Below are 24971 nucleotides of genomic sequence, written 5' to 3' on the forward strand. Positions count from 1 at the left end.
AAACAAGTCCAGAAGTCTGTAGACAGTGGCGGGCAGATTGAACCTTGCCAGCTCCTGCCAGCGGGCGACAAGCAGGGCTTCACTGTCAGTGGTTGTGGCAGGCAGCTGGTGATCCCAGCTGGTCACCCGCTGAAGGTTAAAATCCACAGACACCATTTTTTGCAACTGCGCCAGGGTGTCCCAGGATGACCCTGATCGTCCGCCGGTCATTGACCTGAGATTGGCCGTCAGCAGCAACCGACCCAGTGTGTCCTGTCCGAACCTGTCCCTCACCGCCTCCTGATAGTCAAAGAAAGAGCGGGTTACATGCTCAAGCTTTGCCCGATCCAGTTGACCCAGCCGATTGAGGATGGATTGCTTGATCCAGTCCCGGTAATGTCTGGATGGGATGTCAGTGGTGAGCAGGGATTGGGCTCTTCTGAAAAAGATCCCGTCAACGTCCGGGTCCGCCCCCAGTAACTCTGGATTTTGAACGGACTTTATTACCGTAGCCGTGGCAGTCCCGGGAGGTTCAAAACCCATTTTTTTAAGTGCAGGCCAGGGTTCACGAACCTCCACGGTGCCAAGGTAACGGATTTCCCCGTTGCCACTGTCATAACGAGTGACAGGTTGTCTTGAGGCGCTTGTGCTACCAACATCAACAGTCGTCTCTTGGTCTTTGCCTTGTGGTAATTGGATAAAACGTGTTTCAGAAGGGGGTAAGGGCATCCTCCCATATTTGATACGGTAATCCAGGGTGTCGATAAACAGCGATTTTAATCGGGCTTGCAGTGGTTTTTCGGGCGCAATCCACTGCCTGCCAGTTCCTTCAGCCAGAGATCCCGCTTCGGCCAGGTTATCCACCGTTGCCTGCATCAACGAAGCAAAGGCTTGCCAGCTGTAATCCCGGATGGCTGACTTAAGTTGCTCTGCATCCAGGTCAGAGATAACCGTCATTAAAAAATCGGCGGTACCCAGCCTTAATAATCCTTCAAGTTGAGTGACCGGTGAGTCTTTAAGACCCTCTTTATCTCTGTCAAATTTTTTGGTCGAACTGTCTAATGCCTGGCTGAATAAATGAGTGGTAAACATGGAGTTCAGCAAGTCAGAATTCAGACCCAGTCTTTCTGAAATGACAGAGGCCTGATATTGGCTCAACTCAAAAACTCGCCTTAATAAATCACTTCTCCTTGGGACAATAAGAGTGGCAACATAGGATGTTATATCCCCAATCCCCCTGAGATCGACCCCGATATTGACCTGAACATGATAAGGTAATGGCTTTCCTTTCAGCTCAGCGGGCAATGAGACTTCAGGATTCACCCTGTCATTAGTGCCTAACCGGTATTTTTCTAAATCATCAGTGGGATTATTGCCAAGTAGCTTGGCATTAAACTCTTGAGTGATGTCGTCTACGGTATAACCACTCTCAGGTAAATTGGCTAAAATATCGGCCAACATATTGGTGGCACGAAATACAGCAGAAGATGCATCCATGTAATCCGAGAGAGGTTTGGGTCCGGTAATGATTTCAATGATAGAGCGATCGCCACTTTCTTCGCTGGATACAACCAGATCAGGGTAGACAGGGTTCAAAAGCTTGCTGGAGATATATTCAGTAAACGCAAGTGGTTGTCTCGATTCAATAGCTACGGTTGTGCGATCAAACTCTATTTCAAGACCGATCCGTCCTCCGCGAGTGTCTTTACGGATAGGAACTTTTGCATCCCTTTGTAATATCGCAATGTCGTCAATGCCAATTTCATGCAGAATGTTTTTTCGAAGGGTTTCAGAATTGCTGTCGATGCCTTCCAACCGATTTGCGGCAACAATATACCGGGCTATCAGGCTTGATAAAATGTGATATTGTTCAACCCGCATTTTGCCTTCGGTGACATACTGGCTCGGATCAATTTTCAGGACACAACCCGCATTACCCACCAGAACCGGTTCCGGCTGAGTGATACCCAATGAACCGGGAGGAGTGATGACCAGTAATAGTCGGACAGAGTCAGGTATTTTGACCCGCTCGGAGCCTCTGCCGGCAGGACCATCAATAACACCCTGATTCACCAGAGTCTTGAGGTTTCCGAAGGTCTGGCTCCGTATTTTCTTGAGTGTTTTGGAAAAATCCTCGTATTTAAAGGTTCTTTTGAATATTCGAAGCGTTCTGATAATCCTATCCTGTACTGAATGCATCTCATTTGAAGGCGCATCGTTTTTCAGAATATCCCTGATATATTGGGCAGAGAACAAAATTGCGATTTGCGACCGTGCACCTTCGTCGCCATAGAAAGCCAGTGGCACTTCTCTGAGGATGCCGGGACTGCCCGCTTTGATTGCCTGACCATGGAAGTAAGAAGAACTTCTGCCAGTGTTCGGACCTGTGTCTGGAGGGTTTTGCATAGAACCCAAATCTGACAATAACCTGCCCTTGTCTTCGGTGGGCAAACAGGAGCTGGAAATTCGTGTTTTCAACATCCGGTAATCTGCGCTCTGCAACTCCAGCGCAGAACGCAGGGACGAATCCTGCATCTGTTGCCAGTAATCTGTGTGGATCTTTACCAGGCCCTGCACAAAGGCATCGACAGAGCTCTCCGGCTTTATTTTGAGGTAGTTAATAACGGCTCTGACCGAACGGGCAAGACGTTCTTCCCTGAACAATACCGCTAATGCCCTATGGCAATCATCCACAGTGCCCCGGGCAAACTTAAGATCATGGTCATTGCTGTTAGCGACCAGCACCTGATAAACGGGATCACTGTCGGTGGGCAGTCGCCGCAGTTTCAGACCGTTGCTAAAACCGTAACGGCCAGCAGGAGAACGAGGATAATCCGTTTCCCATATTTCCATAGCCCTGGTGATAACAAAATGGGGCGCCTGCTTTGCTTGCAGTTGCAGGAGCAGAGCCAGTCCGTAGGATTGAGTCATTACCCGGGCGAGGGGGGAGTCAGACGATCTTGGTCGTTCACTCGACAGTCCGACCTGGATGACAGCAGGCTCATTTTTTTCCCACCGCCGGATAACCACCTGACTGTCCGGGATCAAAAGGTAGGGCTCCAGCCGGATATCAACGAGTGGCGTGATCGTCTCCAAACCATTCTCTGTCTGCCATTTGCGCCAGGACAGAAGGCTATCGATAAATACATTCGGTTTGTTGATATAGCGAAGCACACCCTCCAGCTCTTTTGGCAGTCCATACAGTTGCTCCAGCTCACGCAGCTGGAAGCGATAGGCATTATGATCAATGGCAGAGATAGAAAAGGGCGAATGAGCCCCCAGAAATGTCCGTGAGGAAGAATGGTGATCTTCATCGAGGGGCAGGGAAGGGTCCAGATAAGCCCGGTGTTCACGGTTTTCCGGAAGCAGGACCCTGAAGCCGCTGTCGTCGTCAGGAAGTCGGTTGGACAACTCCGTAATCAGGAGCTTCTGCTGGCGATTGGGTTTGTCGCCGTTTTCCAGAGTGGTGACTACGCTGGCCACCAGACGCGACAAGAGTTTTCGCATCAGGCTCTGGGCTGCTCTGTGCTCGGTGTCGAAGTGATCGATTTCATTGGCCAGTGTGACCACATCAGCCAGCGGCAGTCGGGCCATTTTTTCATCGAGCCACTGTTCTGCCAGGGAGGGTGAGCGATGGGAATAGGCTGACTCAATCGTCTTGATCAGCGTCTGGGCATTACGCTGCCCCAGCGGACCTGAGGACTGAAGCATAAACAGGATATCGCGCAGATTATCCGGAAAAAACGCGCTGTTAATCTCTGGCACGCTCACCAGAGCATAAGCTTCGCCCGAAGGGCTGGTGACAACAGGCAGGTATTTGCCGGGTGTGTCTCCCTCAAAAGCCGCTCTATCAAACAGAGACACAGGGTCAGTGAAACTGACCGTACCATCCGGTTGGCGCATCAGCCTTTTTTTAACCCCAAGCGAAAGGCTTTTTTGAAACAACTTTCTCTGTTCACGCCTTTTCCAGGCGTTCAGTCTCGGTGCTTTTTTTTCCGCTGGTTTTTCCGCCAGAAAGTCACCCGATAACTTTCTCAGAGTCTTGACGTACTGCCTGGCCAATTCGGAAAAGCCATTTCGTAGCTCTTGGGCATAGAGAGCAAACAGGTCATCTTTTCCCAATACCGAAACCAGCAGATCAGGGCTGGAGACCCGGAACGGATCTATGTCATGGCCACCGGGTGCGACAATGTCCTGCAAAGACCCAAGCAGCAGGCGGGTAAACAGTGTTGTTATGGCATCGGATGGTGGGCTTGCGACTTGCCGGGCCAGCAGATATCCCGCTTGCTGGGTCCGAAAAAAATTCTCCTGCGCAAAAGGATTACCATAGGCCAGCAAGCCAACACCGGAAAACGGGTCACCGATTGAATCTACGCGGACAAAGGCGCTCAGGTGCAGCTTTCTTGGTGCCCCTGCCTGCGCAAAAGGCAGTTCGGCATCGGCAACCGGCAACGGCATCAACCGGTAAGGGGAAAAGTGATCACGGGTGACTTGTTGCAGCCGAAGGTTGTAATCCTCAATCAGGCGAAAGAGTGACTGTCCTCCATTGTTTTGTCCTCCATTGTTTTGCTGTCCTCCGTTGTATTCGATAATGGTAGTAAGCAGTAAGTCTCTGGCCTGATTGAAATGACGGTCATTCTTGCCCAGATAGGCATAATCCCTGCCGGGGGGCAACGCGGGCAAATTCCGGAGTTTTTTCACCAGCCCTTCTGCAACCGGGAGCTGGCGAGCCATTAACTGACCCTGTTTGTCTTTCTCGAGCACCAGTTTGACCCGATGGTCTGACTGTGACCACAGCACATCACCTTCAGCGGGCAGGGTGCCGGTCCATTTGCGCCCAAGATCATCCACCGCCACCAGAGTGTTACGGACAGTGATTCGTCGTGTTCGGATTTCAGCAAACAGTTTCCTGGCGAATTGTTCCACAGGGTAATGCTCCCCGCTGGCATCCGCACCACAACCCACCAGGCTGACGGTTTTGACAAACCGCTCGCCGGTTATGCGCCCAAGCACTTCCGCCAGTTGCCTGGCTGTCTTCCCGCCCAGAAGAAACTTGTCGGAACCGGCCTTGTGAAGAAACTTGCTGAAACCGGTCTTTTTATCCTGAAGCTTAGTACCATGACCAACAACAATAATACGTGTGTCGTCTGTAAGAAAACCGACTTGCAATATCCCGGGTTCAATGGCGTGACCTGTCTTCGGATCAACCAGGGTGCCATCAGGCTCCAGTCGTATAAGACGGCTGAAATCGGGCAGGTATTTATCTCTCAGGTATGAGCTGGCCTTGGCTTCATTGTCGCTGTTACCCAGCTGGAGAATGATCTGGTTTACATATTGGCTGTCCCCCTCAGCGATCAGGGTATAACGTTGGGTTTTATCAGCAGAAGTGACCCAGCTGCTGGACGCTTCATCGGTATCAAAACCCACCAAATCAATCCTTGCCAGTGGGTTAATTTGGGTGAAATAGGAATTTGATTTCTGACCCAAATGTTTATCTTCTGCAAGAAAATAAGTGAGACATTTCTTGATAATATTAACAATCAAACCTGGCCCGGATAGCTGCAACGTCGATCCAGATCCATAAAGTATTCCATCACTCCGATACTTAACTAACCTATCGGTGGCACTTCTACTGATTCCGAATTCTTCGGCAATTGTTTGTCTCATTTCATCGCTATCGGAATCAGCAAATTTTACTGGATCATCTATATTCAGATGCTCAATCAACTGCTGACGCCTTATCATTTCTTGCTTAACTACCCCAAGAACTTGGCTGTCTTGCGGTGCGATCATAAAGTTGTTGTTGGGATGGACTATTGCTTTAAACTCTAACGCTATTTCTAGTGAGTCAGGAATAACCTTGATTGAGTCTGGAAAAATAAAAAGAGGCTCTTTGTTATGATTAACGATGGTTTCTCTAACCGCCTGAAAAAAAGCAGGGTATTTTTCCTTTAGCATGTTTAATTGATTCAGTATTTCCGGGTCAGGCCTTCTGTTAACAAACAGTTGTTCCGGCCCTGGCTCACCCAAAAATTCCATAATCATATAGTTAATCAAATAACCCTGTTTTCCTGCAGATGAAATCTCCTCCGGGATTTTAATGTGTTTAAACAAGTTCTCATTAAAAGAAGGCAGTGTGTCGACATCTAAATAGACACCTCCCGTTTCCTCAAGAATAACCACTCTTGCCAAATCAGCTGCAGCAGCGAAAACCTTCCTCAGCGCAAGTTCTTTCACGTACCACACTTTCGTGCTGGCTCCTTTGCCTGACTGCCAGAGTTGATTGATATCTGCCAGCGTGAATCCCCCGGATCCGGCGTTGCCCCGGAGCCCGGTTAGCTCTTTGGCGAAATCCGTGAATTCACTCAGAGTTTGCCTTTGTATTTGTGCTAATTCTCCTCGATCCATACCCAAGTGGTTGACTAAAAATATCTTGGCCATGTCGTCAAAGGTTTTGCCCCGGGCGATGCCTTTTTTTATAGTGCTGTAGGCTTGGTCTTGTAGATGATACAAACGTGTTAAAAAATCATCTTTGGCTCGTTCACCTTTCAATAATTCAGGTACTTTCTCAGCCGCAACCGTCCTTTGTATTTCCCGGGCAAGCACAGGCGCCAGAAACGCTTGTGGATCGTACCAGAGCGTTTGCGACCAGGAGGGAATCATCTTGACCCAGACCTTGAGATAGGCTTTAACCCCTTCGTTGAGACGACCAATCCAGATAAAGTTGAGCTGCCTGGGAACCTCCACCAAAGCATCCAGCAGATACTGGTTTGTTGCTGAGGCCAGATGGGAGGCCGCTGATTCCCCACTCAGAATTCTGGGCAGGGTGCTCTGCATGCGATAGACAAGCATGTATTTTTCAAGGGCACTTCCACTTTCTGCCTGGCGAAGTTCGTCAAATCGTGCGATTTTTTTCTCCAGCGATTCCAAATCACTGGATTTGAGAACACTCAGCAAACCCGGCTTCAAACGGCGCTCGAACATCGCCAGAGTCGGCACTAAGTCATCGGGATTGACGGGGCTAAGCAAACCGCTCTCCTGTGATAACACAGAGGACAGCTTCCGAAGTCCGATGGCACCTTCAGCCAATGTCTCTTTTTCAGACCAGCGTTCGACGGTGATTCCACCGTCACTCTTACGATGCGCTTTCAGCTTGTCAGAGCTGTCGGCCAGTGACCAGGTGACCGGATCTGTGTCAGAGACCAGGCCAACCCACAGGCGGCCCCAGATATCGACTCTCAAAAGACCGTTACGGGCAGTCACTGCCGAGGTTTTTGTTGTTTTCAGGGTTTCTTTCAGGTAGTCGCTGACAAGCCCATTGTCGTCAATGCCTGAGCCAACCAGGTTAATGGTTTTAACCGGGGTATCAGCGGTCAGTTCATTGATTTTTTTTGACAGTTCTAACGCGGTTTGGCCGCTCAGGGTAAATTTCCCGCTCCCGGAGTCACCCAGACCTACTACATGAATTCGGCTTTCACTGTCCAGAAATTTGCCAATATCAACCTTGTTGACCTTTGCGCCTGTCTCTCCATCTGACCAATCATTGTTAGCAGCGACCAGCCAACGGGTTGAATGATAACTGCCTGCTGCCTGACGATTATTGTATCTACTAAACAGGTAGCGGCTGGCCCTTGCAATCGGGCTATCATCACCAGGCTCCATCTGGATAACCAATTGTCGGCTGTATTGACTTCTGCTCTGTGGATCGGTGTCGATTGCGATTTCGATTTCGTGGTCCCAGGCAGCCAGCCCTTCGCTGGAAAGCGTAAAGTGTTCTCTGGCAGACAATCGAAGAACATCCAGCGAATTTCTGTGGCTTCCAGTCCACCCCATTTTACTATTGCTCTTTACCAGTGCTTCATTACTGCTCAGTATTCGATAGCTATGTGTAAGCTCCATACCCCCAAGTCGATAAAAAGCCAAATACGGGGAACCCTCCTTTTTTTTGCTGATAAACGTTTTTTTATCCTGGGTCGTTTTCCAATCCGTCACGCCGGACAACTGATAGTGGTCAATCGTCTGATAAGCGGTTAAAAGGCGGTTTTGGACCATTTGCATGGTCGGGCTGCCCGGTAATGCCGCGAAGAATGAACTGGGGACTGCTTTCGATGGCAGGTAGATCTCACTGGGAATGACTTTAACATCTCCCAGGGGCGCAAATAGTTGCGAGGGATCAGAGTTCGCCAGCCGTCGCTTAATATCCTTTTTCAATCTGGAGTATTTTTCACCGAACCAGGCGAGATCGTCTGAAATCTTCTTTTCTATAGCCGGATCCTGGTCATCAGGAAGGAATTCTTTGCCCAGCTGTTGGATGACAAGCTGTATCTGTACCCTCTTCACCCTGCTCCGATCTGTTTTGCTGACGCCTGAATAATCAATATCCCTGAAAAGATCCTCGTTAATGGCAGGTGAAAGGGATGTTTCAGAATAAACGCCACCGAGAGCGCGAATCACCCTGGTTTTCACCAGTGTACAGGCTGCAGACAGATGACCACGTAACCCCAGTTCCCTGCGATAGTAATTTTTGGCCTCCTCTCCCTTTTCTCCGTAAGCAACGGTCCAGACCTCATCAATATCCCCATAGGAAAACGTCACCCCGGAATAAGAAGACTCTATCTTCTTTTTAAATGCCCGATAGGATTTCATCATTTGGGCCTTTTTCTTATCAATATCCGATGATTTATGGTTGAGATGGCCTACCAGAAAATTCTTCACCGCCAGATCAAATCCCCGGCCTTGCTTCATATCTGACTCTATGGATTGCCAGGCCTGATCTTGCAGCTTCAGGAATGCTTTCATTAAATCCGATTCAAAATTAGACGGATCACCGGCGCCAGATCCACTGGTTAATTGACTGGTCACTGCTTTTTTGAGAGCTTCGGAAAGCAGAGCGGTGAGCATTGCGTGTTGGTCATACCAGAGGGTTATCTGCAAACCGGAGTTTGCATTGGCTGCAATCCATAACCGGATACGGTTCAGCTCCCCGACGGTTGGGCCAATGCTGACAAAATGCAATTTTTCAGGGACTGGCTCAATGGTGGCATCTAACCAGCGATGGAAGTTTGTAGCCAGTTCCGCAAATTTTTTGGCAGTTTCCCTTTCCATCAGGGGATCCCCGACCAGGGCCATGAGTTTTTCGTAGACTTTTACTACTGAAGCAAAGGTTGATGGAGCATTCACACGACGATGGTTATCAAGCTCCGTAAAAGCCTCCAGCAGATTTTCAAAACGTTTGTTCAGGTCTGCATTCGCGGAGCGTTGATAGTATAATAACGGTGCAAATTTCTGATCGAACGCCTTGGCGTCAGGAATCAATTTGTCAATTAATTTCAGGTCCTGACCTTCAACAGGATCAGGATCGGTATCGGAACGGCGAACTCTGCGCCCTGCCACCGGTTTGGTGATTGCAGGGTAGCGCCACAGGGAGGGAGGCAGCAGACGATCAGCTGCGGTCATTGTGCCAATGGAAGCCAGTTGCAGACGATAGCTGCCATTCCCGTAAGGCTCTGCTGTCAGTTCCAGATAACGCCCCAGAGAGCCGTGTCCGGTCACCGCCAGACGCACGGACTTTCCTGTATCTGTCGCTGTCGTTTGATTAAACCTTACCTGTACGGGCAGGGTTTCTCTGACCATCACCTGATGGGGGTTGATTACGGGTAACGGTCGTCTGTCTTGTCCAGGGTAGTGCCGTGGCAAACCAAGCACAGTACGAATCCGGTTTTTGGCCGCATTGGCATCTTCTTCTGGGGCCAGCCCAAGCGCTAGCCGAAATGCTTCCCCCAGCTGGTAAAAGAACGAAAGATGGCCTGACAACCATCCGGAACCGTAGGGAAGGTCCCCTTCGTCCGGATCAAAATGGATGAGAGTGAAGGTGCCGTTATTGACTGTCTGGTTAACCGGGGCAAGATCATGGACGGTATCATTTTCTACACTATGACCGATAGGCAGGTAGCTCAGCGGGCCGGACTGACTGCCGGGGAATGCACCATTGCGTCCGGGGATAATCAAACTGACATACTCCCCGGGAATCGTCCTGTTGCGCTCATCGGGGAGGACTTTCAGTAAATCTTGGTCGTGTATGTCGCCAAGGGTTTCAGGTTTTACACGAGTCGTCAGGTTACCCGGCAGCATCCGTAACTCGTCGGTATTGTTCAACCGGTGTCTGAACAGGTCGCTGGCATCCACCAGTTGGCGCAGGTCACTGGCGAGGGTCTGGTTACTGGAACTGGCCAGGTAGTCCGGTGTCAGGTAAACCCCTATCCAGTCACCCAGAGCCTTTAAGGTAAGGAATTTACCCCGAACGCTGCTGCTGGAGGTGTTGTCAAAGGGCGGCGCCTGCTCAGGCTCGGCCAGGCCATCGTATTCATCCTGTTGAGCCTCGTCATTTTTTTTCAGTCGCCGAAGGTTTGCCAGGGCCGGATTGTCGGGGTCTCTGGCGCTCAGCCAGTCCAGACTGTCAGCAAGCGCTCTGCGGAAAAACCATTGTTCACTGCGCAGTGGTTGTTCGTTGTAAACCACCACGATGGCCCTGAGCAGATCGGCCATTTCACCGGTTGTGCGATTACTCTTCGGTGACGGTTGCCAGTCTCCCATAACGTTGGCAAGTGCTGGCGCCAGCCCGTCACCCTGATAAAGTTCGTGGACAGCATCAACAAAATCACGGGCCGTACCACCCCGTTTCCTGAGGTTGTGGCGTTGGCCTGATACCAGTCGCTGGTAGAGATCACCGGACTGTGGTGGCCATTGCCGGGCCTGATAACGTTCATCAAGCTCATAGTGCGGTTGCAGCGCTTCCAGTCTGTTGCCAGTGATCCCCCAGAGTTGTTCAATACCGGCCACAGCCACGGCACTGTCCGCCAGGGTTTTTCGCCATGCAGGCACCAGCAGGGATGACAGTCCGTGCCCAAGAGCTTCGTCAGAGTGCCGGGAAAGATCGGCGACTCCCAGACGAATCATTGGTTGACTGTCGTTTATTAAGCTTGCGTCACTGTCAATAAATAATCGGTTGGACTCTGCCTTGATAAGAGGGGGTTTGTGATCCGGCTCTGGGCCACTGGTAACCTGAAGTCCGCGAAGAAAGGCCTGCAACTGTCTGTTAAAACCACCGTATAGAAACAGTCCTGCCAATTTCTCAAGGTCAAAAACCAGTCGCTGGAGCGTTTGTGCCGGATACTTGTAACCGAGGGAACGATAGCCTTCCACATCAAGTTTTATGTCGACCAGCTGCAGTGGCGGAGCCGCGTCGCCCTGAGGGTATACCCTGATAGCTATTTCCGTTCCGTTTACGTGGGTGCAGTAACCTTTGCCAAAGGCGGGACAGGTTATTGTCTCGTCGATGCGCAAAAGGGGCGCGACGGGCGTGGATGCAAAATAATTGTCAGGCACTGATCTGGTGACATTGTCTGATGAGGGGATCGCCTCGTTCTTGAGCCAGGCAAGTGTTTGATCAAGGTTGTTTTTCGAATGCCAGTGCCTGGCTCGCAGTTCGACACTTAGAGGGGTTGGCGGCTTCTCAGGGTTTTGTGGGGCATTGAACAGATCGGGAAGCAAAGACTCCAGCCAGAAGAGTGAAGCCGGGGGGACTTTCTGATTCAACCATTTGGCAGCCAGCGTTTCAGAGATAAAGTCGAGCTGTGTTTGAGTGGCTATAGCAGAAACCACGTCATCAGTCTGGCTGATGGGAGAGGGGATTAAACCACCACCACTTTCTGTGGAACCATTCTGGCGCGCCTGAAATTCTGACCAGAAGTTATTGGGATCACAGGCTTCATAAACGACCATTGCCATGTTGTTCAGCAAGCTGGCAACGAGTCGGTCAGTTTCGGGAGCATCGGCTATACCGGCAGCTTTGCCCGAAGCCTGGGGCAATAATGACGGATTGATGATCGATTGCCCGATTAACAATGTGACGCCATCGTCGTCATAATAAATATTCCGATCCGGCAAGTCTGAGTCAGACAGGATAATGCTGATATTCCGATGTATGTGGTGCGGGAAAAAACCGGACTGCTCGATTAACCAGAAGGCTCTGTCAATAGCTGCCTTGACAGTACGGATGTGCGCTGGCGTGGCAAAAGCCGACCCGGGGCTGGCCCGACCCATTGACAGCCTGATGGTAAACGTATCTGTATTAACAATGGCCGAGTAAAACCAGTCATCGCTGGTCTTGAGCCACTGACTCCGGAGAGCAGGATTGAGAGGATTTGTATCAGTTGCATTGGTAGGCATTTGGGAAGCTCTCCGTCACTAACAGATTGTTCAGCCCTGGCCTATCCTAGTTAAAGGTTGCGGAGTCGTCAGGTTTTGTATCATTCCCTGATTTGCCGATGGGATAAACGACGGGCTCTCGCCACTGGGATTGCCTGACAGGGCACTGAGGTCCTGAACCAGACGCTGGTAGTGTTGGTTGAGTTCCGTGTCATTCAGGCTTGTTCCTTCTGGCCGCTCACTCTTCGATCCAATGTCGTTTTTCTCACCTCCCGCCAGGCTGAACAGGTAATTCACCAGTCGTTGCCCCCTGCGAATGATCCTTTTCAGAAAGGTCACGGCTTCATTCTCTCCCCCGTCACTGTCGTCCATGGCTAACGTACTGTCATTCCTGTTGATCACAGCCATGGGGTTCAGGCTGACTTGTCCGCCTTTAAAATGCAGGCTGGCCAGCACGTCCGGTTTCACCAGCGCCAGCGTCTGGTTGGTGCCGGTATTGATGATCCTGAAGGTTTGGCTATCCAATGGAAGAGAATGGTTGCTGCGGGTGAGGTTGCTTTGCGCCTGCGGGTTACACTGGCTGAATGCTACCTGTTCCGGGGTCAGGTCGGTAAAGAACAGGGCAGTGCTGTTATCACCCGACAAACGTCGTAAATCTGCTTTTGACCCGGACGACAGCAGGATATAATGCTTGCCATGGCTGTCGATTGTGCGGGCCGGCCTGCACGCCCGCAGGTCATAGACGTCATTACCAACACCACCGGCCAGCGGGCGGGTCCAGTCAAGGAAGGCTTGCCACAGGCTGCTGTTGCCGTGGGTATCCAGCCTTCGGTTGTCACACCGGTCACCCCGGTTTGCCAGTACGTCTGGCCGTGCCGCGATGTTTCCCGAGGCTCCCAGCAACAGCAGGTCATGACCGCCCCATCCCCGGAGTGACCACTGTCGGGCGTCGGCGCCAAGGTACAGAATGTTATTGCGGCTATTGCCCCAGAGTCTCGCTGTCCCGTTGCCCATGCCGGATGAGCTGATCACGGCGGGTACAAACGGCCATGACTGGTAACCGCTGCCGGGTTCCGGTCCGCTTACCTGAACACTGCCCGGCTCCCAGCCCCACTGTCCTGTGCTGGTAATAAACACCTGACGTCTGACGTATGTGGAGTTCAGGGGCTCCAGTGTCAGTTTAATTCCGTCCATCGCCCGGTATGTGACGATTTTTACTGGCCGGTCCCGCTGGATGTACAGGGGGTTGCTGGCTGTGGCGTTGATGAATCGGAGGCGCTCCTTCCTGACCAGGCTGCTCACCGTGAGTGGCAAGACGACTCCCTGGTCAGAGTCCATCACCCGTGCCGCCAGATCGGATAACGACAGCTCAAGGTCACTGAACACCAGGGTTGTGGGCTGCAGGAACCGGTCGTGCTGTCTGGCCCAGACCTGCTGAATCTCGATCTCGGCGCCGTTGCGGGTAAACCGGTTTTTCAGCATCAGGCTCTGACCCCAGCGTCTGGCATTGAAGAGGAAGGCCGGTGCATTCAGCACAATGAGGGTCTGTGCCCTGTCGAGATCGGCGGTGTTGTTTTCAGCCAGGCCGGGATGGATGAGGATCCGGGCAAAAAACGACAAGTCAGTCTCATCCAGTTCAATCACGTCGGACCCGCCCTGGCCCTCCACCATGACCCCGAACCGCTGTCGGGTACCGTTCCGGACAAAGGCTACCTGGTGGTTGCGGTAGTAGGTATCCAGCTGCAACGCTTTCAGTTTGATCTGGTCGGCTCGCGGGGTTCCTGACAGCAGCAGACCCTCGGCCGTCACAGCTACCTCGTTAAAGGTTCCCACGGGCTGGTAGCCTCTGAGGTTAACCCGGTACAGCGTTTGCTGATCCTTACTATAAACGACCGTAGCTGCTGAATGACGGAACCAGTACCAGTGATGGTCTTTCATGACGGCCGAAGTTTGCCCAATCAGTTGCTGAACATTGTGTCCCTTGTCAGGCAGGCCGAACAACAGTCTCTGTTGGCCGTTAAACCGGCCCCGGTAATCTATCCAGGCTGTCTGGGTTGGGAGATAGCCTGAGCGCAGCCTGAGGTCGATCAGTCCGGTGTCGATCCGCTCTCGAATGCCCCGCGGCAGGGATCTCATGCCATGGTTGAAATCCTTCCGGGTCCTGAACATTCGGCTGTTGGAAGCTTCCCTGGGACCCATCTGGCTGAGGTCAAGGGCCACCAGGGCCAGACGTTTTCGGTTGGCCAGGTATTGGGCTTGTTGTGTCTGAATGCGCCATGCCTGTTCACTGGCTTCCCACTGGTAGCTGCCTGGCAATTCGGTGTCATGGGGCAGGGCGTAACTGCAGGGACCGGAGACCAGGGCGTTGAACTCGTTGGGCAACCCGGTCAGTGGAACGGCGGCAGCCTTGCCACAAAAGGGATGGCCTTTGGCGCCCTGGTCAGGCCGGAGGAAAAACTCGAAAGCTTCCTGTTTGCGGGTGTCCGATAGGGCGAGCAGCTGGCCGTCGTCGTTTACCATTACCTCAAACCGGTCCCCGGTGTTGGCCGCCAGCAGGGTGTCAGTGTCCGAGAAGTACCAGAGGTCCAACTTTCTGATCGCGCTTAGCAGGGGGTGCCGGGTCATCGGGGTGATCGGTTTCAGCGGCACCAGTCCCACCGTTGCCGAGAACCCCTCCCGGGCCTCTGCCACCAGGGTGCGCAACCGTTCCTTTAGCCCACCGATGAATGCCCGGGCACTGGCGGCGGTCCAGGCTGTGCCGGGGTGTCTCAGGGTCACTTTGTTGAAGACCTGGTTGACTAGCTGGCCAAGGTTCAGGCTGTCCATCACCACGCCGGATTGGGGGGTGAACCGGCGTACATTCAGGGTCTCGTTCGACTTGGCGACAGTCTGCCCGTTGGCCGTGACCTGCCAGTGCTCAAAGGGTCCTGACTCCACTGACAGGTTTTCGCTGACTACCCGGGTGTTGTCCCAGGCCTTGTCTGGTATCCACAGCCGGAAGCCATTGAAGGTATCGACCAGAAGGCCGCCAGCGTGGGCCTGTAGACGGGCAAAGATGCGATTGTCGGCCATCGGTGTCAGTGACCGGCGCTCGCCCGCCGGACGGATCACCTGGAAGCCGGAACTCAGGCGCTGGACGCCCTTGGGGTTTTTGACGACAGTGGTTACATAATACAGGTTGCCGGAATGCTGGCTGAACAAAAGGTAGTAAACATTCCCGCCCCGAACCACCTTGCGCACCGGCAGGTGCTCCTCGCGCAGTGTCTTCTGGACAGGCTCACTGATCTGCCGAAAGCGGCTGCCGTCGTCTTTATTGAACAGCGGTCCACCATCCAGCAGGCTGCTCAAGAAAGCAATACAGGTTTGGGTGGCATTGTCATAAAAACCGGCCCTAAGTATACGTCGACTCTCGTAGTCATAGACGACTCGATAGGGAATCAGCACCTGGTCGGATGCCGCTGTAGGTGGGGTAGGGGGTACGCTGAGCTGGTGGCCATCCAGGGTTTCTGCCGCAATCACCTGGTGAGCCAGCTGACCGGATGGGCTGGCGGTCAACAGGTAATAATAGGGAGCATCAAATACCAGCAATCGGGACTCATCTTTGTTCGGCACTATCTTTGATACCTGGTTACCAAACAAGGCGCCATTTTTGCTGACGTCAAGCTCATGGAAGTAGCTGATGTCCCGGTTCAGGACCCCGGCGCTCTGGAATAACACCTGGCCGTTGGCGGAGTCAAAAAAATAGTAGCCAGTGGCTGGGCTCCCCTGGACCGGTTGCAACCAGTCACTGAGGGCAAAGAGCGCGATCTCCGTGCTGTGATCGGTATCGTACCAAAGCCGGATCCGGTCTAACTTATCCCAGTCCGCCCTGGCCAGTCCCAGCTTGCCGGGGAAGCAGCGGTAGGGTTTTTTAAGATACTCATTGACCTGTCGGTCACAGTCCTGCTTGTGTTGCAGCCAGGCCGGGTTCTGCTCGACTCGCGAGGGCGGATCAGCTTTAATGGGTAACGGGTCAAGGGCACCACCCATCGCCGGCGGCTTCGGTTTTTTGGGCGCCAACCGGGATATGAGCCACTGTTCCGGCGCTCCGGCCATACAGCGTGCACGGATCCGGGGTGAAGCGTCGCAGTCTTTCAGCTCCAGTGGCAGGAACCGGCTGGCCCCGGTGTGGTTCATCATGATTCCTTCCAGCTTTATCGCCCTTGACGACCGGTGATTCAGTTCGCCAGTGTCGTGCAATCGAAGAATCACTTTGCGATCCGGCAGCCACTGAAACTGTGCGTTGGCATCCTCGGCTATCACTCTGTAGGAGTCGTCTGGCGTCGGATCAGGAAACTGGAAGCGGGTCTCACCCAGTGTGAGGGTCCAGGTTTGGTTGTCGGTCGGCCCGGATGAACAGCGTTCCACCCCTCCACCCGATCCGTTAATGCAGGTATAGGGGAGCTTCCCGTCGTAGTTCAACACCCAGGTAGAGGTCGTCTGCCCCCCGGGGTGAACGTGGATGAGGTGGCCACCGTTGGACATCAGGACGCAGGTTTTGTTGGCCCCTCGAGGACTATACAGTTTATAATTCAGCAGTCTGGAAAATTCGTCTGAGACCTGACGAAAAACGACGAGGTAATTGTGGTTATCGAGATACAGACTGGTGGTTGACTGATGGTGCTTCAAACCGTCGGTATGGGTGAGCATCTGGCCAATGTATTTATGGTCGTAGCTGACATCACAGGAGCCATGCCCGTCACACGTTGTATACCGGATGTCTTTCACTACTTTGTAGTAAAACCATTTCAGCTTGTTGTCGCTGATGGGATCCAGAAGCTTCGCACCGGGAGAACTGCTGTCTGGCACAGTCCCTGCAAAGGACTTTTCAAAAGGAATGTAGCGGAGCATGACCTCCCACGGGGGTCTGGAAGGCATTAAGATGATCTCTTTATCGGTCATTTGCTCCAGGTTGTGGTATACCCCGTCTGAGCATTGATACCCGCTTAAACGCGACTCTGTCCGGCACAATCTCGCCAGGGCATCGTCGATCAGGCTAAAGGTGTCAGGAGAGTATTCGATCCGGTTGATGTCGCTGGCGCAGTCCTGTCTATAAACTTTAGGTAAATTGAGATCATTCTTACACGGTTTCCAGTCGTCTTTTTTCCCGGCGATTAAGGTTGGCCGGAATGAATAGCCGCCACCGTAGGTCAGGGTCTGGTTCACCAGGTTGATGGACTTGATGTTCAAGGTCAGGAGATTTTTGCCATCCCCGCTCGTCAACGCATTGAGGGTCTGGTTGTTGGCCAGGAAACTTTCGGGGTCCAGCTGGGCGTGGATCAGGTCAAAGATCTGTGTCGCCATAGCCGGGGCGTCCCGTAATTTTTTAGAGGCCAGCTCCTCCAACTGTTCCTTGTAATAGCCATTAAAAACTTCCCTGACCTGGTGTATGAAACTGTTAGTGAAGAGCCCGTATGGCCCGGTAAGCTCTGAAGTGATGGAGGTAGCCGTATCCACCGACTCAAAGATCACCTTGGATTTCATGAGTTTCCTGACTTCCGGGTCTTCTTCATTCTCGTGCTCAATGACGGTCAGGTTGAGACTGGCTAACGGCACACCGCTACGCGGCAAGGGCAAAAAACGACCGGCCTTATTTAGACCCCCGGTGGAGGTTTTTTCCCCCCTGACTCGGAACCCTTGATGACCTGTCTCCTGGAGAAAACCCCGGAAGCGGTCAAAGGCTCCGGACGTAAACCGGATGTTCTTACGGGCCAGGGTATCGGGTTCCATAAAGTCCATGCGCCAGCCACGGCCATCCCGACGGAGGGTATCGAGCTGGGGAACCATGCTGTCGGGGAGTGAGTACCGGGCTTTAATGTCCGTCAGTGCGGTGTCGAACTCCAGCAGCCGCTGTCTGAATTCGCTTCGTTCACTGGCCACACTTGAGAGGCTGTCTTCAGTCCGGGGTTGCACCTGAACGGAGGGGTGGCCGGGAGGCAAATAGCGAAGGGAGGCTTTTGAATCCGATGGCCGGGGCAACATCAGCACAGTCGTTTCGCCGGGGAGCAGCCGGTACTCCGGTTGTCTGGTGGACCGGGAGCGTAGCACAAGAGTCTCAATCGCCGGGCGGTCCTTTGGCATCAGGCGCTGGATATCCTTCACCAGTCGCCTGAAAACTCTATTGTTACTGCTCTTGGGCTCAATAATCAGCTCGCCCACCATAGGTTTGCCGTTGGCGGGCGATTGGGTCATAAAGGTTTTCAGGGCGTTCAGGGCATTGATTCCGCGGGACTGGTTGCTACTGCGGGACTGGTTGCTACTGGCAAGATCGCTGACGGTCAGGGTGGCGATGTAGCCGTCCGGGGTGAAGTCGACCAGTGTCGTCAAAGCATGGGTGATCAGTCTGGCTGGTCGGCCGAGGACGGTGACGCGGTTGCCCTCTCTCCCGGCGATGGCCGACTGAACCCGGCCATCGGATGTGAGCAGCACATAACCGGCAGAGGGGGTGGCTTTCAGCAACAGGGGCTGGCCACTCAAGGTTCCGTCTTTTATCTGCTGTTGAATGCGGGTAAACGAGTCCTCGTCCAGGGCAATGACCGAGTGCATGCCCCGGGTGTAAGCTAATGCGTCCTTGCCTTCCAGGCGACGAAACCGGGTGAAAAAATTCTGCAGCCAGAGTTCACCTTCGCTGGAGGTTTTGAGCAGGGCGATATCAGTTTCGTCTTTGCCGCCGCCAAGATAGAGTTGGGTTTCGAAGCCGGAAAGTAACCGGAGGGCATTTGCCAGTTCTTTACGCCGGGTGGCGCAGCTGTTGGTATCGGCTGATCTTCGAGGCCTGTTACAAGGCCCCGGTAGCTCGACTGTGAGAAAATCGATGTTGTCGAAATCATTTCTGTATCTCCCGTTAAGTCTGGCGGCACCTTCTACTGTTATAGGGTCGACAGTGTGAATATCATATGATTTCGCCTGTATCCGTCTTTTAAGGGTTTCGAAGGCCCTGATCTTCGCTTCTTCACTCTTGAATTTGTCCATTTCCCGCTCAAGCAGGCCGACTTCGTGAGCCTCGGGAAAACGTCTTTCGTAGCGCGCAAGCCATTCACTGTACGAGGAAGAATGTTCAGCCAGGTAGAGTGTGTCTGATAAACGATCAGTTTTTCTGTGATCCGGATTGACGAAAGCAACTTTTTTATTTCCATTATCTTCCCTTAATCCATGAGCGATTGCGGCTTGGAAATTAAATTGTAATTTATAATCTCGAGCATCTTTTCTGGGATCGTTAAAGTCATTTCCCACCTCGTTATAGTGCTCTCCTTCGAGTCTTTGAGAGGAAGAATGACCTTCGGGGTTGACACCGATAAATTGATTTTTGTCTAAGGCTCTGATCGAATCTTCTTCTAAAGTATTAACAAAAGACTCATTCTGGCTTAATAAATCAACCATCTCACCTGCGGCTATGGTACCTGTACGCTCACCTTCGGGTCTGACATAAGTCAACTGACTTTCGGGGTCAATGGAGGCTAACCCGAACCTGGCTTCATATTTAATGGTATCGTCGTCGTTCAGAGTAAGAACAATACGGTTGAGTTCAGGATAGGGCTTATCTCTCGAGGTTGACGGCTTATCAGGATCACCACCAGTCGTTTGCTGAGGAGCGCCTGCTGACTTGGATTCTCGAATCGCAACAGCTGAATTTGCACGGATACTCTCTTTGGCTAACGCCCTCAAAACTTCAGGGACAACATAATCTTTCTGTCTAATATCCAGTACACCTTCAGAGCCTGAAATGCCTTGCGCAGAGTTATCAAAAAAGAATGTTATGTTTTGTAAGGTGGTATGCCTGGGGATCACCATTCGCAGGACTGATGATAGCTTTTCCACTAAGTACCTGGTGTAGAGAGGAGAAATTGCATTCAACCTGATATCAAAGAAGTGAAGATTTCCAGTAATGATGACTTTGGTGTCTTCGCCAATATTTGTGATCCGTGCGCCTTTTATTCTTTTAAGTTTTTTTCTTTCCGTTGAATCGATATCAACAACGTTGTACAAAACGCTACTGTCTTCAGTGTGGTAGTTATCATAAACTTTACGACACATTTTTAAAGAATCGATCATGTCGGCCTGATTATCAGAAACATGAATCATTATTAATTTTTCGTATGGCTGCTGCCGTACTATTCCTGACTGGACAATATCCGGGCTATAGGGTTTCCTGTTATAGAAGGGATTGTTTGCCGAGAAGTCATCAGTCAGCTCGATTGCAGGTTTTCTTTTTATTTGGTAATTTTTTAATCTTTCAAAGGCCTGATAACCTAATTGGGCGATAAGCTGGTAGTTATCTTCACCGGGATCATATAAAAGGTTAGTTGCCATGATTGCAACTTTATTAATGTCATCGCTGGAGACACTGATTGTTTTTTCTGTATAGAATTGACTCAACTCCTCTTTTATCTTTGGTATGAGTTTTTTTTTGCTTATTTTTGATTTTTTTAAATCTTCTACAGTGTTATGAATAAAACAGAGTTCATCAAGTTGTAGTTTGATTATTGGGTTTTTTGCGAGAGATGTCACCATTATTGGTTTGAGTGAATCATAAAGAGATCCATGGATAATATTACCTTCAAAATTCACTTCTTTGCTAAAAAATAATTTATTACTGGTGTCGTCCGTTAGTTCGTATTCCTTAAGTTTATTGAATACATCACCAATATTGCTTTGTTTTATAATGCTTTTGATTAGACTGAATGCTTTTATTGGCAGGTCTTTATAGTATGTCTCAAAATAAGGGCCAGGGTCTGGAATAGTTCCATCTGCAAACATTTTTTCCAAAACAGCACGTATCACAGCCCTTTCAATCTGCTTCTCCTTCCCATCACCTCTTGCCATACCCGGTATAGGGTCGAGCAAATTGCGACTTTTTTGAAGGAGTTCAGGATCCATTTTTGGTAGTAGTCCTTTATCAATATATGTTCCCCCAAGCTTGGAGAGATGATGCAGTCCTATAAATCTTTCGGTTATTAAAGTGTTGGAAAAGCTTAAAGTGTACCTGATAAATTTATCAGTTGGTCCGTCGAAATTATCCAGGCTTCTGTGAATGTGGGCCTTACTAATGGATCTTTCAATTTGATCTAACATATGGTTGGTTTTATTCCATTGGATAAGGAACTCCTTTTTTACACTCTCTGAAAAAACAGAATGCATTATATTCAAATTATTTATGTCACGGCTTTCACCGATAAAGCTATCAATCTTATCCCAGATGCTATGTCTCAACTGAGCAATACCTCTGGGGTAATCTTTTTCAATAGCTTCTGTTTTTATCTCAGATAACAGCAACGAATATAGAATTTTTTGGTATATCAAACGTTGGGGGGCCCATACATGGAGTGTATAGTTCGGGTTCACCCGAGCCCATATCCTTAAAAAACTAAACTCCGAACCTTCAACAGGACCGACAAAACTGACATGAATATTCTTGAGTATTAGCATGATGACACCTGATAGATTAACCCTTACGGTTTCCCGAACGGGTGTGATACCTGACTTTTCAACGGTGTGATCAGAGAGCTTTAAATGCGCAAAAACCGCAACACGCAGTTTAGTACGGAACTCCGCCATGTTCCTCATGGAAACTGCATAACTTTCCGGTCTATCGCAGTTGTTTGATTTACATCCTTAGTTCAATGACTGGATTTATAAAAAAAGAAAAGAAATGTGTCGTTAATTTTGTTCATCCCTGATCCATCGTCGTCAAATTTAGCGGTGTCGTCAGGTTTAGCATAATTCCCTGGCTTTTCGATGGGATAAATGATGGGCTTTCGCCACTGCGACTGCCAGTCAGGGCACTGAGGTCCTGCACCAGTCGCTGGTAGTGCTGGTACAGTTCCGGATCATTCAGGCTTGTTCTTCCTGGCCGCTCACTATCCGATCCAATGTCGTTTTTCTTACCTCCGGCCAGGCTGCACAGATAATTCACCAGCCGTTGACCTCTGCCAATGATCTTGTTCAGAAAGGCCAGGGCGCCGTTGTCGCCATCGACACTGTCGTCCAGGGCCAACGCACTATCGTTTCTGTTGATCACCGTCATGGGGTTCAGGCTGACTTGTCCGCCTTTAAAGTGCAGGCTGGCCAGCACGTCCGGTTTCACCAGCGCCAGCGTCTGGTTAGTGCCGGTATTGATAATCCTGAGAATCTGGCTCTGCAATGGAAGAGAGTGGTTGCTGCGGGTAAGGTTGCTCTGCGCCTGCGGGTCACACTGGCTGAACGCCACCTGTTCCGGGGTCAGGTCGGTAAAGAACAGGGCAGTGCTGTTATCACCCGACAAGCGTCGTAAATCCGCCTTCGACCCGGACGACAGGAGGATATAGTGCTTGCCATGGCTGTCGATTGTGCGGGCCGGCCTGCACGCCCGCAGGTCATAGACGTCATTACCAACACCACCGGCCAGCGGGCGGGTCCAGTCGAGGATGGCTTGCCACAGGCTGCTGTTGCCGGGCGCATCCAGCCTTCGGTTGTCACACCGGTCACCCCGGTTTGCCAGCACGTCTGGCCGTGCCGCGATGTTTTCCGAGGCTCCCAGCAACAGCAGGTCATGACCGCCCCATCCCCGGAGTGACCACTGTCGGGCGTCGGCGCCAAGGTACAGAATGTTATTGCGGCTATTGCCCCAGAGTCTCGCTGTCCCGTTGCCCATGCCGGATGAGCTGATCACGGCGGGTACAAACGGCCATGACTGGTAACCGCTGCCGGGTTCCGGTCCGCTTACCTGAACACTGCCCGGCTCCCAGCCCCACTGTCCTGTGCTGGTAATAAACACCTGACGTCTGACGTATGTGGAGTCCAGGGGCTCCAGTGTCAGTTTAATTCCGTCCATCGCCCGGTATGTGACGATTTTCACTGGCCGGTCTCGCTGGATGTACAGGGGGTTGCTGGCTGTGGCGTTGATGAATCTCAGGCGCTCCTTCCTGACCAGGCTGCTCACAGTGAGTGGCAAGACGACGCCCTGGCCAGAGTCCATCACCCGTGCCGCCAGATCGGATAACGACAGCTCAAGGTCACTGAACACCAGGGTTGTGGGCTGCAGGAACCGGTCGTGCTGTCTGGCCCAGACCTGTTGAATCTCGATCTTGGCTTCGCCGGTGGTAAACCGGTCGGACAGCATCAGGTTCTGACCCCGGCGCCAGGCAAGGAAGGGGAAAGCCGGTACATTCTTCAGTTCAATGCGGGTCTGTGCCCCGTCGTGATCGGTGTTATCTTCTTTAGCCAGGCCGGGATGGATGAGGATCCGGGCAAAAAACGACAAGTCAGTCTCATCCAGTTCAATCACGTCGGACCCGCCCTGGCCCTCCACCATGACCCCGAACCGCTGTCGGGTACCGTTCCGGACAAAGGCCACCTGGTGGTTGCGATAGTAAGTGTCTAGCCGCAACGCTTTCAGGCTGATCTGCTCGCCCTCTGGAGTGCCTGACAGCAGCAGACCCTCGGCCATCACGGCGACCCTGTTAAAGGTTCCCAGAGACTGGTAACCCCCGGAGGTGACCCGGTAAAGCATCTGTTTGTCTGGACTATAAACGACCGTAGCCTTTGACCGAAGAAACCAGGAACTCTTTTTATCGGCGCCCGTGGTTTGGCCAATCAGTTGCTGAACACTGTGCTCCTTGTCAGGCAGGCCGAAAAACAGTCTCTGTTGCCCGGAATACCGGCCCCGGTAATCTACCCAGGCTGTCTGGGTTGGGGCGTAGCTGGAGCCTAGCCTGAGGGCGATCAGTCCGGCGTCGATCCGCGACCGAACACCCAATGGCAGGGTTCTCATGGCCCAGTCGAAATCTTGCAGGGCCCGGAAGAGTCGGTTGTCGGAGGTTTTTCCGGGCCTCACCCGGCTGAGGTCCAGGCTCACCAGGGCCAGACTCTCCCGGTTGCCCAGGTATTGGGCCTTCGGTGTCTCGATGCGCCACGCCCGGGCCCCTTCGTCCCACTGGTAGTTGCCTGGCAATCGGAAGCCACCGGACACGGTAAAAAGGCAGGGAACGGAGAGCAGGGCATCGAACTCAGCGGGCACTCCGTTCAGCGGAAAGCTGACAGCGTTCCCACAAAAGGCATGGCCTATGGCGCGCTGTTCAGGGCGGGGGAAAAACTCGAAAGCCTCCTTTTTGTGGGTATTCGACAGGGCGAGTAGCTGTCCGTCGTCGTTCACCATGACCTCAAACTGGTCGCGGGTGTTGGCCGCCAGCAGGGTGTCGCTGCCCGGGTTGTACCAGAAGTCCAGTTTCCTGATCGCACTGAACAGGGGGTGGTCGACGATCGCGCTGATGGGTCTCAGCGGCACCAGCCCCACCGTGGCCGAGAATGCCTCCCGGGCCCCTTTCACCCGGTCCCGCAGCAGTTTCTTCAGCTCACGGATGAAAAAACGGGCACTGGCGATGGTCCAGGTGGTTCTGCCGGGGTGTTCAATGGTCAGTTTGGCGAAGATCAGGTTGACTACCCGGCCCAGGTTCAGGCTGTCCATCACCACGCCAGATTGGGGGGTGAACTGGTGCACACTCAGGGTATCGTTCGACTTGGCGACGATCTGCCCGGTGGCTTCGACCCGCCAGTTCTTAAAGGGTCCTGACTCCACCGACAGGTTTTCACTGACCACCCGGGTGTTGTCCCAGGCCTTGTCCGGTATCCACAGCCGGTAGTCACCGTTGGTATCGACCAGGAGGCTGCCGGAGTGCGCCTGCACATGCCTGAAGACGCCGGTGCTGGCCATCTTTGCTTTTGCCAGCGCTCGCTTCTCGCCTGCCGGGCGGATCAACTGGAAACCGGAG

General features: G+C 52.1%; 3 protein-coding genes (1 of these 3 cut by a window edge). All 3 read right to left on the minus strand.

Features of this window, described 5'->3' with window-relative positions; all coding sequences use genetic code 11:
- On the minus strand, positions 1 to 12207 hold the start of the coding sequence (locus P6910_RS09255; protein WP_317145984.1) for a TcdA/TcdB catalytic glycosyltransferase domain-containing protein. It extends 16338 nt beyond the left edge of the window; the window shows 12207 of its 28545 coding nt (coding positions 1-12207); the start codon lies at positions 12205 to 12207; its stop codon lies beyond the left edge, outside the window.
- Between the two features lie 30 nt (positions 12208 to 12237).
- Entirely contained in the window at positions 12238 to 21102 is an 8865-nt protein-coding gene (locus tag P6910_RS09260; protein WP_317145985.1) for a hypothetical protein, read from the minus strand.
- Between the two features lie 790 nt (positions 21103 to 21892).
- Entirely contained in the window at positions 21893 to 24958 is a 3066-nt protein-coding gene (locus tag P6910_RS09265; protein ID WP_317145986.1) for a hypothetical protein, read from the minus strand.
- Positions 24959 to 24971: the final 13 nt, after the last annotated feature.

It is taken from the genome of Endozoicomonas sp. 8E (assembly GCF_032883915.1).
Taxonomy (GTDB): Bacteria; Pseudomonadota; Gammaproteobacteria; order Pseudomonadales; family Endozoicomonadaceae; genus Endozoicomonas_A.